The sequence below is a fragment of the Goekera deserti genome (assembly GCF_010685995.1).
GTDB classification, from domain to species: domain Bacteria; phylum Actinomycetota; class Actinomycetes; order Mycobacteriales; family Geodermatophilaceae; genus Goekera; species Goekera deserti.
This window is the reverse complement of the sequence record NZ_JAAGWK010000009.1, coordinates 313,470-329,455: the sequence shown is the minus strand read 5'-3', so window position 1 is coordinate 329,455 and position 15,986 is coordinate 313,470. Positions and strand designations below refer to the sequence as shown.

Genomic DNA, 15,986 nt, shown 5'->3' with positions numbered 1-15,986 from the left:
TGAGCGTCCCGCGGACGGGCGACCCGGCCGCACGGGTGCCACGCTGGGGTGTCACCGCCCCGACCCGGAGGTCCGCCCGATGCCGCAGGGACCGTTCTTCTTCTGCCTCAAGCACCACACCGTGGAGCCCAAGGACGGCTGCGCCGAGCGGCACCGCCTCGGCCCCTACGCCACCCAGGCCGAGGCGGAGCAGGCGTTGTCCACGGTCGCCGAGCGCAACGCCCAGCAGGACGCCGAGGACCGGCGTTGGGCACAGGGCGGGATCCGGGGGCAGGGCGGGGGGCAGGGCGACCGCTGACCGGCCTGTGCCCCGGCCGGTGGAGGCGACCGGGCCCCGGGGCATGATCGGAGGTGCGGCGCCCCCGGCCGGCGGGCGGCACGGAACAGGAGTCGATGTGACCAGCGAACGTCCGGTGGAAGACCTCGTCGTCGGTGTGCTGGGCGGCACCGGGCCGCAGGGCCGCGGCCTCGGGGTGCGGCTCGCCTCGGCCGGACAGCGGGTGCTGCTGGGCTCCCGGGACGCCGAGCGGGCCGCCGAGGTGGCCGCGACCGTCGCCGCCCGGGCGGCCACCGCCGCCGCCGACGGCGTGCAGGTGTCGGTCACCGGCGGCTCCAACGCCGACGTCGCGGGAGCAGCCGACCTGGTCATCGTGGCCGTCCCGTTCGCCGGGCACGCCGAGCTGCTCACCGAGCTGGCCGGCTCGCTGGCCGGCAAGGTCGTCATCGACTGCGTGGTGCCGATGGGCTTCGACGAGCTCGGCGCGTACGTGCTCGACGTCGCCGAGGGCAGCGTCACCCAGCAGGCGGCGGCGCTGCTGCCGGACAGCCAGGTCGTGGGCGCGTTCCACCACCTGTCCGCGGTGTCCCTGGAGGACCTGTCGCACCCCACCCTGGAGGGCGACGTCATGGTCGTCGGCGACGTGCGCGCCGCCACCGACCTGGTGCAGGCCCTCGCCGGCCGGCTGCCCGGCATGCGCGGGGTGTACGCGGGCCGGCTGCGCAACGCCCGCCAGGTCGAGGCGCTGACGATCAACCTGGTGTCGGTCAACCGCCGGTACAAGGTGCACGCCGGCATCCGCGTCACCGACGTGTGAGGGGGGACGCGGCGAGCGCGTCCCCGGGGCCCGTCCACCTGCCTGCGCAATCCAGCTGACGGACGTCGCCGCTGCTGGCACGGTGTGCCGGTGACCGGCCCCGTCCGCGTGATCCGCGGTGACACCTCGCTGCCGCCCGGCTTCGACCACCCGCACGCCTCCGAGCAGGCCCGCCGCATCGCCGAGCAGGGCACCGTGCTGCGCGTCCAGGTCGGCTCCGGCGTGCACGGCACGTCGGTGGGCGGTCAGGACGACCGGGACGAGATGGGCATCTGCTTCGAGCCCGCCCGCTTCGTGACCGGCCTCGCCCGGGTGCCCGCGGGCCGGTCGGCGACCGCCACCGTGGAGTTCGAGCAGTACCAGCGGCACACCGTCTGGGACGCACCCGGCGGGCTGGCCAACCGCTCCGGCGCCGGCGACCTCGAGGTCGTCGTGTACTCGGCCCGGAAGTGGGCCCGGCTGGCCCTCGGCGGCAACCCGACCGTGCTCCTGCTGCTGTTCGTGCCCGACGCCGAGGTGGTGCACCGGGACGAGGTCGGCGCCGAGCTGGTGGCCGGGGCGCACCGCCTGGTCTCCCGGCAGGCCGCGGCCCGCTTCCTGGGCTACCTGCAGGCGCAGCGCGCGGCGATGACCGGCGAGGTCGGGGCGCACACCAACCGGCCCGAGCTGGTGGCGGTGCACGGCTACGACACGAAGTACGCCATGCACGCGCTGCGGCTGGGCCTGCAGGGCGTCGAGCTGCTCGGCACCGGCCGGATCACGCTGCCGGTGCCCGAACCCGGCCTGTCCCGGCTGCGTGCCGTCCGGCGCGGTGAGGTGCCGCTGGCCGAGGTGGTCGCCGAGGTCGCCGAGGCCGAGGCGGCGCTGGTGCGGCTGCAGACCTCCGCCGACGTCCCGCCCGAGCCGGACCGGGCGTGGGTGGACGACTGGCTGCACCGCGGCTACCAGCGGGCATGGGCGAGCTGACCCGCCGGCCGACCCGACTCCGGGCCGGGGCCCGGCCCGGCCCGGACCCAGGGTCGGGCCCCGGGGCCCGGCCGCCGGTCGTCACTCGAAGGCGTGCTCGGCGGCCGGGAAGGTGCCGTCCCGCACCTCGGTGGCGAACTCCTGGGCCGCGCGCAGCAGCTCACCGCGCAGGTCGGCGTACCTCTTCACGAAGCGCGGCACCCGGCCGGCGGTCATGCCGGCCATGTCCGGCCAGACCAGCACCTGGGCGTCGCAGCCCACCCCCGCGCCGATGCCGATGGTCGGGATGCTCAGTTCCGCGGTGACCTGGGCGGCGATCGGGGCCGGCACCATCTCCATCACCACGGCGAACGCACCGGCCTCCTGCACCGCGTGCGCGTCGGCCAGCAGCTGCTCGGCGCCCGCGCCCCGGCCCTGCACCCGGAAGCCGCCCAGGGTGTTCTCGCTCTGCGGCGTGAACCCGATGTGCGCCATCACCGGCATCCCCGACTGGCTGAGCAGCCGGATCTGCGGCGCCACCCGGGCACCGCCCTCCAGCTTCACCGCCTGCGCGCCGCCCTCCTTCATCAACCGGACGGCGGTGTCGAACGCCTGCTGCGGGCCGGACTCGTAGCTGCCGAACGGCAGGTCGGCCACGATCAGGGCGCGCCGGGTCGACCGGGTGACCGCCTTCGTCATCAGCAGCAGGTCCTCGACCGTCACCGGCACGGTGGACGTGTGCCCCAGCACGACGTTGCCCGCCGAGTCGCCCACCAGCAGCACCGGGATGCCGGCCTCCTCGAACACCTGCGCGGCGTAGGAGTCGTAGGCGGTGAGCATCGCCCACCGCTCGCCGCGCTCCTTGGCCTGCTGCAGGTGCACCGTGCGCACCCGCGCCGTCGACGTGCCGCCGTAGAGGACGGACTCGGTCATGCGTGGGCTCCTTCAGGCAGGGGCGGGCGGGTGGTCGGGCGCACACGTCGTGGTGACGGGTGGGACTGCTGGACGCTCACGCGTGCCAGTGTGGTCGGTGGGAGGGCGCGCCGGGGAGGCGGCAGTCCGGGCGGGTGTCCGGGGCTGTCATCATCTGTGGCGGAGCCGGCAGAACAGGCACAACTCTGAGCACCAGAACTCTGAGCACCAGGAGTCCACGATGGTCGAGCAGCTGAACCGGGGTCCACGGCCGTGGCCGGCCCGCAGGTCCCGACGGCTAGTGGCCTGCGTCGCGCTGCTGGCCGTGCTGCTGCTGCCGGCCTGCCAGGCCGGGGCCGAGGCCACCGCCGCCCCCACCCCGGACGCCGCCCCACTGGCCACCGCCCGGCCGGTGCCGGCCGCGGTGATCAGCACCGACCCGCCGCTGGGTGCCCGGGACGTCGCCCCGGTGACGCCGCTGGTGGTCAAGGCGGGCAACGGCGACCTCACCGCCGTCACCGTCACCGCTGCCGACGGCACCCCGCTGCCCGGCACGACGAGCCCAGACAACCGCTCCTGGACCGCCAGCGAGCCGCTGGCGTACGGCACCAGCTACGCGGTGCAGGCCTCCGCCCGCAACGTCGAGGGCACCCCGGTGGAGGTGTCCGGCTCGGTCGGCACCGTCACCCCGCGCACGCTCGCCATGCCCTCGGTGTTCCCCGACGAGGACACCCCGGTGGTGGGCGTCGGCCAGCCGATCACCGTCACCTTCGACGAGGACGTCACCGACCGGGCGGCGGTCGAGCGCGCGCTGCGCGTCACCACGACCCCGCCGGTGGTCGGCGCCTGGTCCTGGGTGGGTGACCGCGCGGTGCACTACCGCCCGCGGGACTACTGGCCGGCACGCACGCACGTGGTGGTGGACGTCGACACCTACGGCGTCCCGATGGGCGACGGTGTCTCCGGGCAGGCCGACCGGCACGTCGAGTTCGACATCGGCGCGAAGAAGGTAGGCGTGGTGGACGCCGACGAGCTCCAGCTCCGGCTCTACGTCGACGACCAGCTGGTGAAGACCATGCCGACGTCGCTGGGCAAGGCCTCCAGCCCCACCCCCAGCGGCACCTACGTGGTCATGTCCCAGCACCGGGACTACACGATGCGCTCGGCCACCTACGGCGTCCCGGCCGACTCCCCGGACGGCTACGAGACGCCGGTCCGGTACGCCTCCCGGCTGTCGAACTCCGGCATCTTCGTGCACGGCGCCCCGTGGTCGGTCGGCGACCAGGGCCGGCGCAACGTCTCGCACGGCTGCCTCAACGTCTCGGTGGCGAATGCCGGCTGGTTCTACGAGAACTTCGGCCGCGGCGACGTCGTCGAGGTGGCCGGTGCCGGTCCGCGGCTGCAGACGTGGGACGGCTTCGGCGACTGGAACACGACGTGGGACCAGTGGCTGGCCGGCTCGGCCCTGCCGCAGCCCGCCGCCTGAACCGACGACCGCGGCCGGGCCCACCGGGCCGGCTGCGCTCACCAGACCCGAGGTGCCCCGTCCGGGGCGACCCGCGGCACGTCCACTCGCCAGCCCCCACCCGGACGAGGCAGGCTGGGGGTGCTTTACACGACCGACACGAGGGAACGCGATCATGGCGACCATGGACAGGCAGCAGGAGTTCGTCCTGCGCACCCTCGAGGAGCGCGACATCCGCTTCGTGCGGCTGTGGTTCACCGACGTGTCGGGGTACCTCAAGGCCGTCGCGGTCGCGCCGGCCGAGATCGAGGCGGCCTTCGCCGAGGGCATCGGGTTCGATGGCTCGGCGATCGAGGGCTTCGCCCGCGTCTTCGAGTCCGACATGCTCGCCAAGCCCGACCCGGGCACCTTCCAGGTGATGCCCTCGGCCAACGGCGGCGCCAGCGACACCGCGCGGATGTTCTGCGACATCACCCAGCCCGACGGCTCGCCCGCCTGGGCCGACCCGCGGCACGTGCTGCGCCGGGCACTCGGCAAGGCCGCTGACATGGGCTTCACCTTCTACACCCACCCCGAGATCGAGTTCTTCCTGCTCAAGGACCTGCCCAGCGACGGCACGCCGCCGGAGCCGGCCGACGTCGGGGGCTACTTCGACCTGTCCACGCACAACGTCGCGCACGACTTCCGCCGCGAGGCCGTCTTCGCGCTGGAGGCGATGGGCATCTCGGTGGAGTTCAGCCACCACGAGGTCGCCCCCGGCCAGCAGGAGATCGACCTGCGGTACGCCGACGCGCTGTCCATGGCGGACAACATCATGACGCTGCGGCACGTGGTGCGGGAGGTGGCGCTCGCCCAGGGCGTGCACGCCACCTTCATGCCCAAGCCGTTCACCGACCTCGCGGGCTCCGCGATGCACACCCACCTGTCGCTGTTCGAGGGCGACCGCAACGCCTTCCACGACCCGGCCGACCCGCTGAAGCTGTCCACCACGGGCAAGCAGTTCATCGCCGGCCTGCTGCACCATGCCCGGGAGATGACGGCGGTCACCAACCAGACCGTCAACTCCTACCGGCGGCTGCTGGCCGGCACGGAGGCGCCGACCGCCGCCACCTGGGGCCGGGCGAACCGCTCCGCACTGGTGCGGGTGCCGTCCTACAAGCCCAGCAAGGCCAACTCGGCCCGGGTCGAGGTCCGCTCACCGGACTCCGCGTGCAACCCCTACCTCACCTACGCCGTGCTGCTCGCCGCCGGGCTGCGCGGCATCGAGAAGGGCTACGAGCTGCCCCCCGAGGCCGAGGACGACGTCTGGTCGCTGACCGACACCGAGCGCCGGGCCGCCGGCTACGAGGACCTGCCGGTGTCCCTCGGTGAGGCGCTGACCGCGATGGAGAACAGCGAGCTGGTCGCCGAGACCCTGGGCGAGCACGTGTTCGACTTCTTCCTGCGCAACAAGCGCGAGGAGTTCGACTCCTACCGGCGCAACGTCACCCCCTTCGAGCTGCGCCGCTACCTGCCCGGCCTGTAGCCGGTCACCCCGGCTGCACCTCACCGAGCACGCCGGACGTGATGCACATCTGCACCCCGGGGGTGCGGGTGGTGACCAGGAGTCGGTCGCCGGGGCCGGTGAGCCGCAGGTAGACGGTCTGCAGGCCGGCCGGGAGCCGGGTCTGGACGGCGGGGCCCTCGCCCAGCGCCACGGACACGTCGGCCTCCCGGTCGGTCAGGTAGTTCACCTGCACCGTCCAGTCCAGCCCGATCGCGTTCCCGCTCAGCGGCACCTCCAGCGACCCGCCGCCGGTGTACCAGCCGCAGTCCGGCACCGGGCCCGGTGCCACGGTGAGCACCGGGGTCACCGTCGCCGGCACCAGCCGGCCCTGCTCGTCCAGCAGCTGCAGGCGGTCGGTGGCGTCGGCGAACCGCGACGGGCCGGGCAGCGGGGCGAACACCTGGGAGGCGAGGTTGTTCGGGCTGGTCAGCGGACCGAGCACGTCGGCAGGGACCTCCTGGTCCAGCAGCGGCGCGTCGCTGGCCGCCAGGGACGCCGTCGCCGTCCGGACGTAGTCGCGGGTGCGGTCGTCGTGGCCGGACGTCGCGAACGTGTACGTGGACGCCAGCGACCCGGCCACGAACGCGGTGGCCGCCGCCGTGACCAGCAGCTGCCGCAGTGCCCGGGAGCGCCGGATCCGCGCCCGCTGCTCCCGCACCCAGACGCGCGGGGGCCAGTCGTCGGGCAGCAGCCGCTCGGTGGCGCCGGGCGCTGCAGCGGCAGGTGCCCTGCGCGGCTCGTCCGGCGCCGACCGGGCCGGCAGCTGGAGCAGCAGCGCGACGGCGAGCGCCACCACCACGGCGCTGTCGGGGAACCAGCGCAGCGTCAGCCCCAGGACGGTGTCGTCGTCGGAGCTGACCCGTCCGCGTGCGGCGACGGCGGTGCTGAGCAGCACGTAGCCGGCCGCCAGCCACCAGACGGCCACCGCCCCGCGGCGCCGGCGCGTCGTCCAGGACACCGCGGCGACCAGCACGACGATCGCGGCACCGACCAGCAGCAGCGACGGGGCCGCGTACGGCATCCCGGGCGGCACCCGGTCCCACGTCCACGGGCCGCCCACCAGCGGCGGGAGCGCGCCGCGCACCAGGCCGTCGTTGACCGCACGCACCAGGCTCAGCCAGCTGGGCCGCCGCTCGACCTGGTCGATGGAGCTGACGTAGAGCACCGCCCACACCGCCAGCACGGCCAGCGACCCCAGCCACAGCGGCCGCGCACGACGCAGCACCGCGCGCAGCGGCGAGGGCACGCCCTCCTGCCGGAGCAGCAGCACACCCACCAGCGCGGCCAGCGGGGCGACGAACAGCACCTTCTCGCTGAACGCCGCGGTGACGGCCAGCGCGAGCACGCCGCTGACGGCGTGCCGTGCCCGCCCGGTGCGCAGCAGGCGCACCGTCGCGGCGACGAACCAGGCCAGCCCGGCCTGCAGCGGGAGGGTGTTGAGCGCGACCGCCCACCAGGTGGCCCCGGGCAGGGTCAGCGGGGTGAAGAGGTACAGCGTCAGCGGCAGCAGCAGGACGGGCCGGGAACCGAGCAGCGCCCGGAGCAGGTACAGCACGGCCAGCGAGGCCAGCGCCTGCATCACCACCATGGACGTCGCCACCGGCCCCCACTCGAAGGGCCACACCCGGGTGAGCAGCGCGGCCAGCGCGAAGCCACCGGGCATCAGGTGGCCGTCCTGGTCGTGCAGCAGCAGGTCCGCCGAGGTCAGCGGGAAGCTGGCGCCGCGGCCGGTGAAGATCAGGTCGTCGTAGTAGAACCAGCTCTCCGACGCGGCCCAGGCCCGGGTGGCCAGCTGCAGCACCACGAGGGCGACGGCGGCCAGGGTCACCTGCCGGGCCACGGACCGCCCCGGGGCTGCGGGGGTCGGTGGCGCGACCTGTTCCTGGGCCAGGACCGTGTGGCTCACCGCGAGGAGCTCCCAGCTGTTGGACGACGGGACACAGCACGGTTCCCCGAGTCCGGGCGCAGCGCAAGTCGCCCGGTCGGCACGGCGGGACCGGCGTCGACGGGTGGGCGCACCGCGGTGGTCACTCCGGCGCGACGTTCCCGATCAGCCCGGAGGTGACGCAGAGGGCCATCCCGGGGGTCTGCCGGGTCAGCTGCAGGCCCGCCCCACCCCCGTTGACGGAGACGAAGAGCTGGTTGGAGCCCTGCGCGATCGGCACGGTGATGGGCTGGCCGAGCCCCAGGGCGATGCCGAGGGTGCCGGCCCGGTCGGACACGTAGGTGATCTGCAGCGTCCAGGCCCAGTCGAAGACCGGCTGCTCCAGCAGGAGCCCGACGTCGTCCGGGCCGAGCAGGTAGCCGCAGTCCTCCACCGGGCCGGGGGCGACGAAGACCCCGGGCTGGACCACGCCGGGGCGCAGTTCGCCGTCCTCGTCCAGGACCCGCAGGTCGGTGGTGGAGGACACGAACTCCGGCCGGTCGGGCAGCGCCGCCAGCGCCCGGGAGGCCATGTTGTTCGGGTAGGCCAGGGGCCACAGCACGTCCGGCGGCACGGCCTGGTCCAGCAGCGGCTCGCTCCCGGCGGCGGCCAGGGAGGACCGTGCGTTCGCCAGGTAGTCGCCGACCCGGCTGCTGCCCCAGGCCTGGAGGTAGGTGGCGGTGGACACCAGCGAGCTGGCCACGAACAGCAGGGCCGCCAGCGGCACGAGCACCCGGCGCCGGGTGTCGGTGGGCATCGTCCAGCCGACCCGGGCCGGGCCCCGGCCGGGGTCGCCGGCCGGGGCGCGCAGCAGCAGGGCACCGGCGAGTGCGAGAGCCACGGCGTCGCCGGCGTAGTGCCGGAACGCCAGCGGCGGGATGCTGTCGTCGATCACCCCGGCCCGGCCGATGCCGACCAGCACCAGCCCGGCCGCGGTGTGCAGGCCGGCCAGCACCCACACCGCCGTGGCGCCCCGTCGGGTGGTCGAGGTGTGCCACGCCGCGACACCGACGAGGGCCATCGCCGCCAGCAGCAGGGCCAGTGGCGGGTCGGCGATCGGCACGCTGCCCGGCTCGGACGTCCATTGCCACGGCCCCCCGACGAGGCCGGGGAGCACGGCCTCGGTCAGCCCGCTCCACGCCAGCTCGGCGACGTCGCGCGGGGTGGCCGAGCCGACGGACTCCGAGGGCACGACGGCGAGGTAGGCCCACAGCCAGCCCACCGTCACCGCGATCGACCCGAGCCACAGCTGCCGGCCCTGCTGCCAGGCGACCGGCAGCACCCGGCGCTCGCCGTCCATCAGCAGCAGCACCGCCACCGTGGCGAAGGCCAGCGGGGCGATGAGCACGGCCTTCAGGTAGAAGCAGTAGGTGAGCGCCAGCACGAGCAGGCCGGTGGCCAGGTTCCGCTTCCGGCCGGTGCGGCAGAACACGATCGCGTCCGCCACGAACCAGGCCAACCCGATCTGCAGCGGCAGCGAGTTGATGGCCGACGCCCACCACGCCGAGGGCCCGAGGCTCAGCGGGGAGAAGAGGAAGAAGCCGAGGGGCAGCAGCAGGCGGGGGGTGTCGCCGAGCACCGTGCGCAGCAGCCGCAGCACGGCCAGCGCGGCGAGGGCGGCCAGCACGACCAGCGCCACGGCCTCGGGCCACCACTGCAGTGGCGCCACCTGGTCGACCAGCCCGGCCAGCAGGAAGGCGCCGGGCATGAACTGCCCGTCGAAGTCGCCGAACAGGTAGTCGCCGGAGAACGGGGACGTGAGTGCGGCCCGGCCGGCGATCAAGAGGTCGTCGCCGTAGAAGTCGCGGCTGGCGGCGATCCAGCCGCGCACCGCCAGGTGGGCGACCACCAGCAGCCCCGCGGCGACCAGGACCTGCCGCCCGGTCAGCTCCCCGAGCCGCCCGAGCACGCGCCGCCACGCCGGTTCCTGCCCGACAGCGGGCGGATCGGCTCTCTCGACCTGGCTGGTGGCGATGATCCGCTCCTGTGTGGTGGTCGGCCGCTGACGGGGTCCGGGACCCGCGAGAGTGTAGGCACGCGCGGCCGGTGGCCGTCCAGTCGCTGTGAGCCGGCGGCACACCTATCGTCCGGGGACGCCCACCGTGTCGTCCGGGGACTCCCGCGGTGGGCCGGGCGGAGGGGGCCCGCGGCTAACCTGCTGGGCGTGGCCCGCCTGCTCGTGATCGTCCCCTCCGACACCGACCCGCCCGCCCGGCTGGGCGGCTGGCTCCGGGCCGCGGGCCTGGAGCTCGACGAGCGCCACCTGTCCCTCGGCGAGCCGGTGCCGGCCGACCTCACCGGGCACGACGGCCTGCTGGTGCTCGGCGGGCCGCAGTCCTCGCTGGACCCGGCCGACGTGTCCCCGGAGCTGGTCGGCGTGCGTCACCTGCTCGCCCAGGCCCTCGCCGCCGACCTGCCCACCCTGGCCATCTGCCTGGGCGCGCAGCTGCTCGCCCAGGTCGGCGGCGGCAGCACCCGGGTCGGGGTGGACGGCCCGGAGGTGGGTGCCGCGCTGGTCGCCAAGCGGGACGCCGCCGACGGCGACCCGGTCTTCGGGCCGGTGCCGCTGTCCCCGGACGTGATCGAGTGGCACCACGACGAGATCGACCGGCTGCCGGCCGGGGCGACCCTGCTGGCCAGCAGCCCGGCCTACCGCAACCAGGCCTACCGGGTGGGCCGGCAGGTGTACGGCCTGCAGTTCCACATCGAGACCGACGAGGCCATGGTGCGCGGCTGGGCCGAGACCGACCCGGTGGGGGTGGCGTCCACCCCGTTCGACGTGGAGACGATCTGCGCCCGGGCCGGCGACGTGCACCCCGACCTGGAGGAGGTCTGGGCCCCGTTCGCCGAGCGGTTCGCCGGGCTGGTGCACGCGCAGGCCGCCGGTCGCAGCGGCCCGGGCTGATCAGCCCGCGGTCACCAGCCCGACCGAGCCGGACCGGATGCAGGCGCGCGTGCCGCCGACGGTCGGGCTGGCCACCCGCAGCTCGGTGCCCTCGTCGCCGGCCAGCCGCACGTAGACGGTCTGCACGCCCTGCCGGACCGGCACGGCCACGGCCCGGCCGGTGCCCAGGGCCACGGTGAGCACGCCGTCCGCCTCGGCCGCCACCTCCAGCTGTGCCGTCCAGTCGTAGGCGATCATCGGGCCGTCGAGCGGCAGGGTGGCCGACATGCCGGGGACGGCGGCGTGCCCGCAGGACGGCGACGGCCCCGCCGTCACCCGGCGGGCCGGCTCCACCCGGGCGGGCAGCACGTGGCCCTGGTCGTCGACCAGGCGCAGGTCGTCGGTGGCGTCGGCGAAGCCGGGGCTGCCCGGCAGGGACGCCAGCGCCCGGGACGCCAGGTTGTCCGGCGCGGCCAGCCCCCACAGCAGGTCGGCGGGCACGGCCTGGTCCAGCATGGGGGAGCGGCCGGTGGCCGCCAGGTCGGTGCGCACGGTGGCCAGGTAGTCGCCGACCCGGTCGGACTCCCACTGCTGCCGGTAGGCCACCGTCGAGAACAGCGAGCTGGCCACGAACAGCACCGCCAGCCCGACCGGGACGACGTGCCGGGCACGGCCCCGCGGCAGCGCCGCCCGCACCTGCTCGACCGCCGGGGGCACCTGCTCGCGCAGTGGCAGCACCATCAGCAGCGCGCCGGCCAGCGCCAGCACGACGACGTCGCCGGCGAAGTGCCGCAACGCCAGCGGCGGCAGGGAGCCGACCAGCTCGGTCGTCCGCCCCACGCCGACCACCACCAGGCCCCCGAAGGAGTGGGCGGCCGCGAGCACGCACACCAGCAGCCCGCCCTCCCGGGTGGCCCGGGCCCACAGCACGCCCATGGCCACGACCGCGGCCGCGGCGACCAGCAGCACCCCGGGCGTGCTGGCGTACGGCGTCGAGCCGGCCTCGTGCCCCCAGACCCACGGACCACCGACCACCCCGGGCAGCACCGCGTGCAGCAGGCCGTGCCAGGCCAGGTCCAGCACGTCCTCGGGGGTCCCGGTGGCGGAGTCCGAGCCGCCCACCGTGCTGCGGTAGGCGAGCGCCCAGACGCCGGTGACCACCGCGGACCCGGTCCAGAGCCGGCGCCCCCGCTGCCAGGCGGCCGCCAGCGGGCGCGGCTCGCCGGCCGCGCGCAGCAGCACCGCCACCGCCGCGAACGCCACCGGCGCGATCAGCACGGCCTTGACGTAGAAACAGTAGGTGAGGCCCAGCACCAGCCAGCCGGTCACCGCGGAGCGCCGGTCGCCGGTGCGGACGTGGCGCACGGCGTCCCCGACGAACCACGCCAGCCCGATCTGCAGCGGCAGGGAGTTGAGCGTGGCGGCCCACCAGCTGACCGCGCCCAGGGTGAGCGGGACGAAGAGCGCGAAGACCAGCGGCAGCAGCAGTCGGGGCCCGTCGCCGAGCACGATCCGCAGCATCCGCAGCACCGCCAGCGACGCCAGCGCCTGCAGCAGCAGGCACACCAGCACGACGGCGGTCCAGTTCATCGGCGCCAGCCGCTCGAGGATGCCGGCGACCAGCATCGAGCCCGGCATGAAGTGGCCGTCGAACCGGCCGACCAGGTACTCCGGCGACCACAGCGACGACGTCGCGGCCCGCCCGATCAGGCGGAAGTCGTCCTGGTGGTAGGTGCGTCCGGACAGCAGCCACGCCCGCAGCGCCAGCTGGGCGAGCACCAGCACGCCGGCGACCACCAGCACGCCGCGCGGACCTGCCCCGGACCGCCGGGGGCGGTCCTCCGCGGTGAGCGCGGGCGGGGGCGCGTCGATGGTGGTGGTGATGGGGTCCTCCGCGATGGCCGGTACGGTGCGCCGTCCCGGGCACCGGCGGCCGACGGAGCGTAGGGGTCTCGGAACCCGTCGGCCCAGCTCTGTCCCCCGTTCGGGTCAGCTGCTCCGGCGGCCCCGGCGCGGTCGCGGTCACCGGTGTCAGCGGCCGCGGCTAGCCTCAGCGGGTGGCCATGGTCGACCTGCAGGACGTGCCCCGGGGGGCCGTCGTCCGGCTGGCCCGGCTGGGGTTCGAGGACGGCGCGCGCGCCGCGCGGCTGCTGTCGGACCCGGCGGTCGGGCTCTGGGACCTGGCCAGCAACGGCCCCGCCGACCCCGAGGCGGCCCCGGTCGTGTCGGCGATGGCGCGGGCCGGGGACCCCGACCTCGCCGCGCTGTCGCTGTGGCGGCTGGTGGAGGCCCTCGACGTCGCGGACCCGGCGGGTGGCTCCGCGGCCGCGCTGCTGGCCCGGCTGCGGGGGTCGGCGCCGCTGCGCGGGCGGCTGCTGTCGGTGCTGGGGGCCAGCTCCGGGTTCGGTGACCACCTGGCCGGTCACCCGGGCGACTGGACGGTGCTGGACGACGACGGCCGCGGCCCCTCGCGGCCCACCCCGCTGTCGCTGGAGCGGCAGATGCTGGTCGCGGTCGGTGCCGACCCCGACGACCCGCCGTGGGGCGTCAAGCTGGGCCGCGCCGCACCGGACGCGTCACCGGAGCGGGTGCGGGCGCTGCGGCTGGCCTACCACCGGGCGGTGCTCTCGCTCGCCGGTCGCGACCTGGCCGACGACGGGCTGCCCACCGAGGACGTCGCCGGTGAGCTGGCCGACCTCGCCGGTGCGGTGCTCACCGCGGCGCTGGCGATCGCCGTCGCCGAGCAGCCCGCCGACGCCGCCGCCTGCCGGCTGGCGGTCATCGGCCTGGGCAAGTGCGGCGGCCGGGAGCTCAACTACGTCAGCGACGTCGACGTGGTGTTCGTTGCCGAGGCGGTCGACCCGCACGACGAGGAGGGCGCCGCGCTCACCTCGGCCACCCGGGTGGCCGCCGCGCTCATGCGGATCTGCCGGGAGGCGGCCTGGGAGGTGGACGCGGCGTTGCGCCCGGAGGGCAAGGCCGGGCCGCTGGTGCGCACCGTCGCCGGGCACGAGGCCTACTACCACCAGTGGGCCAGCACCTGGGAGTTCCAGGCCCTGCTCAAGATGCGCCCGGTCGCGGGCGACCCGGCCCTCGGTGCGGCCTACGTCGACGCACTGTGGCCGCTGGTGTGGAAGGCCGGTGACCGCCCCGGGTTCGTGCCCGACGTGCAGGCCATGCGCCGGCGGGTGGAGGAGAACATCCCGGCGGCGCAGGCCGGCCGGGAGCTGAAGCTGGGGCCCGGCGGCCTGCGCGACGTGGAGTTCAGCGTGCAGCTGCTGCAGCTGGTGCACGGCCGGGTCGACCCCACGCTGCGCACCGGCGGCACCATCCCGGCCCTGGACGCGCTGTCCGCCGGCGGCTACGTGGGTCGTGACGACGCCGCGACGCTGCTCGCCTCCTACCGCTTCCTGCGCACCGTCGAGCACCGGCTGCAGCTGCTGCGGCTGCGGCGCACCCACCTGCTGCCCACTGACGAGACCCAGCTGCGCTGGCTGGCGCGCGCGCTGGGCTACCGGCCCGACCACCGCGGGCAGGCCACCGACGTGCTGGCCGCCGAGCTCGCGCTGCACACCCGCGAGGTGCGCCGCATCCACCAGAAGCTCTTCTACCGCCCGCTGCTGGCCGCCGTCGCCCGGGTGCCCGGTGAGCAGCTGCAGCTGGGGCCCAAGGCCGCGGGGGAGTGGCTGCGCGCGCTGGGGTTCGCCGACCCGGACGGCGCGCTGCGGCACCTGGCCGCGCTCACCGGCGGGCTGTCCCGCTCGGCGTCCATGCAGCGCTACCTCCTGCCGGTGCTGCTGCAGACCTTCGCCGGCTGCGCCGACCCGGACGCCGGGCTGCTGGCCTACCGGCAGGTGAGCGAGGCCCTGGGCGGGCACCACTGGTACCTGCGGCTGCTGCGCGACGAGGGGCAGGTGGCCGAGCGGCTGGCGCAGCTGCTCGGCTCCAGCCAGTACGTGGCCGGGCTGCTCACCCGCACCCCGGAGGCACTGCGCATCCTGGCCGACGACGCCCAGCTGGAGCCCCGCTCGGTGACGGCGCTGAGCTCGGCATGGCGGCAGGCGGTGGCCCGCGCGGCCGAGCCCACCGAGGGCATCGCGGTGCTGCGGGCGCTGCGCCGCCAGGAGCTGCTGCGGGTGGCCTGCGCCGACCTGCTGGGGCGCCTGGACGTCGTCCGGGTGGGGCGGGCGCTGCGGGACATCGCGGTGGCCACCCTGCAGGCGGGGCTGGACGCCGCGGTGCGCGCGTGGGCCGAGGGTGCGAAGACGTCCGCGGCGGCGGTGCCGGTGGACGTGGCGGTGATCGCCATGGGCCGGCTCGGCGGGTCGGAGATGTCCTACGGCTCCGACGCCGACGTGCTCTTCGTGCACCGGGCCCGGCCCGGGCACACCGAGGCCGAGGCGTCCCACGCGGCGACGACGATCGCGCACACGCTGCGCCGGCTGCTCGGCGCGCCCGCCCCGGACCCGGCGTTCGAGGTGGACGCCAACCTGCGCCCGGAGGGCCGCAACGGTGCGCTGTCCCGCAGCCTGTCGGCGTTCGCCGAGTACTACGAGCGGTGGGTGGCCGTCTGGGAGGTGCAGGCGCTGCTGCGGGCCGAACCGGTCGCCGGGGACGCGGAGCTGGGCCGGGCGTTCACCGAGCTGATCGACCCGATCCGCCACCCGGACGGCGGTCTGAGCGCTGACCAGGTCGCCGAGATCCGCCGGATCAAGGCCCGGGTGGAGAGCGAGCGGCTGCCGCGCGGCGCCGACCCGGCCACCCACACCAAGCTGGGCCGGGGTGGGCTGGCCGACGTGGAGTGGACGGTGCAGCTGCTGCAGCTGCAGCACGCGCACGCCCAGCCGGCGCTGCGGGTCACGCCCACCGTCGACGCGCTGGTCGCGCTGGCCGGCTGCCACCTGCTCGACGACGAGCAGCGCAACGCCCTGCAGTCGGCGTGGGAGTTCGCCAGCCAGGCCCGCAACGCCGCCTTCCTGGTGCGCGGCCGCCCCAGCGACCAGCTGCCCCGACAGGGCCTGGAGCTGGCCGCCGTCGCCCGGGCCTGCGGGTACGGGCCGGAGATCCAGCCGGGTCAGTTCCTGGACGACTACCGGCGCACCACCCGGCGCGCCCGCGGCGTGGTGGAGCAGCTCTTCTACGACCGGCCCGTCTCCGACGCCTGACCGTGGCCGAGCCAGGCGGTTCGCCACCTGCCCCGCGGGGCAGGGGAGCGG

Annotated in this window: 11 protein-coding genes; 7 read left to right on the top strand and 4 right to left on the bottom strand. The window is 75.5% G+C overall.

Annotated elements, in window-relative coordinates; all coding sequences use genetic code 11:
• Window positions 1-79 precede the first annotated feature (79 nt).
• The 3 genes from G1H19_RS05910 to G1H19_RS05900 all read left to right on the top strand — a co-directional run bounded on the left by G1H19_RS05910 (window position 80) and on the right by G1H19_RS05900 (window position 2,060).
• Window positions 80-298: a hypothetical protein gene (locus tag G1H19_RS05910; protein WP_152728612.1), complete on the top strand. Its 219-nt coding sequence runs from the start codon at window positions 80-82 to the stop codon at window positions 296-298.
• Between the two features lie 97 nt (window positions 299-395).
• Window positions 396-1,094: an NADPH-dependent F420 reductase gene (gene npdG / locus G1H19_RS05905; RefSeq protein WP_162392584.1), complete on the top strand. Its 699-nt coding sequence runs from the start codon at window positions 396-398 to the stop codon at window positions 1,092-1,094.
• A 90-nt stretch (window positions 1,095-1,184) separates the two neighbouring features.
• Window positions 1,185-2,060, top strand: coding sequence for a DNA polymerase beta superfamily protein (locus tag G1H19_RS05900; RefSeq protein ID WP_202925834.1), 876 nt, complete (start codon window positions 1,185-1,187; stop codon window positions 2,058-2,060).
• Window positions 2,061-2,141: 81 nt separating this feature from the next.
• Here G1H19_RS05900 and panB read toward each other — a convergent pair whose 3' ends face one another.
• Window positions 2,142-2,972, bottom strand: coding sequence for a 3-methyl-2-oxobutanoate hydroxymethyltransferase (gene panB / locus G1H19_RS05895; protein ID WP_152728616.1), 831 nt, complete (start codon window positions 2,970-2,972; stop codon window positions 2,142-2,144).
• Between the two features lie 280 nt (window positions 2,973-3,252).
• On the opposite strand from panB, the gene G1H19_RS05890 reads away from it, so the two are divergent.
• Together G1H19_RS05890 and glnA are read left to right on the top strand one after the other, a co-directional pair.
• Complete coding sequence (locus G1H19_RS05890) at window positions 3,253-4,437, top strand: L,D-transpeptidase (protein ID WP_162392583.1); 1,185 nt, start codon at window positions 3,253-3,255, stop codon at window positions 4,435-4,437.
• Between the two features lie 163 nt (window positions 4,438-4,600).
• Window positions 4,601-5,941, top strand: a complete 1,341-nt coding sequence (glnA, locus tag G1H19_RS05885) for a type I glutamate--ammonia ligase (RefSeq protein ID WP_152728620.1) — start codon at window positions 4,601-4,603, stop codon at window positions 5,939-5,941.
• Between the two features lie 4 nt (window positions 5,942-5,945).
• Here the strand turns inward: glnA and G1H19_RS05880 are convergent, their stop codons facing one another.
• Window positions 5,946-7,868: a hypothetical protein gene (locus tag G1H19_RS05880; RefSeq protein WP_152728622.1), complete on the bottom strand. Its 1,923-nt coding sequence runs from the start codon at window positions 7,866-7,868 to the stop codon at window positions 5,946-5,948.
• 121 nt (window positions 7,869-7,989) lie between these two features.
• On the bottom strand, window positions 7,990-9,795 hold the full coding sequence (locus tag G1H19_RS05875; protein WP_152728624.1) for a hypothetical protein: 1,806 nt from the start codon (window positions 9,793-9,795) through the stop codon (window positions 7,990-7,992).
• A gap of 255 nt (window positions 9,796-10,050) precedes the next feature.
• On the opposite strand from G1H19_RS05875, the gene G1H19_RS05870 reads away from it, so the two are divergent.
• Window positions 10,051-10,791, top strand: coding sequence for a type 1 glutamine amidotransferase (locus G1H19_RS05870; protein ID WP_162392582.1), 741 nt, complete (start codon window positions 10,051-10,053; stop codon window positions 10,789-10,791).
• On the opposite strand, the gene G1H19_RS05865 is transcribed toward G1H19_RS05870, so the two are convergent.
• Window positions 10,792-12,573, bottom strand: a complete 1,782-nt coding sequence (locus tag G1H19_RS05865) for a hypothetical protein (protein ID WP_152728626.1) — start codon at window positions 12,571-12,573, stop codon at window positions 10,792-10,794. It abuts the gene before it with no gap.
• A 260-nt stretch (window positions 12,574-12,833) separates the two neighbouring features.
• On the opposite strand from G1H19_RS05865, the gene G1H19_RS05860 reads away from it, so the two are divergent.
• Window positions 12,834-15,935 (top strand): bifunctional [glutamine synthetase] adenylyltransferase/[glutamine synthetase]-adenylyl-L-tyrosine phosphorylase, encoded by a 3,102-nt coding sequence (locus tag G1H19_RS05860; protein ID WP_152729041.1) that lies wholly within the window; start codon window positions 12,834-12,836, stop codon window positions 15,933-15,935.
• Window positions 15,936-15,986: the final 51 nt, after the last annotated feature.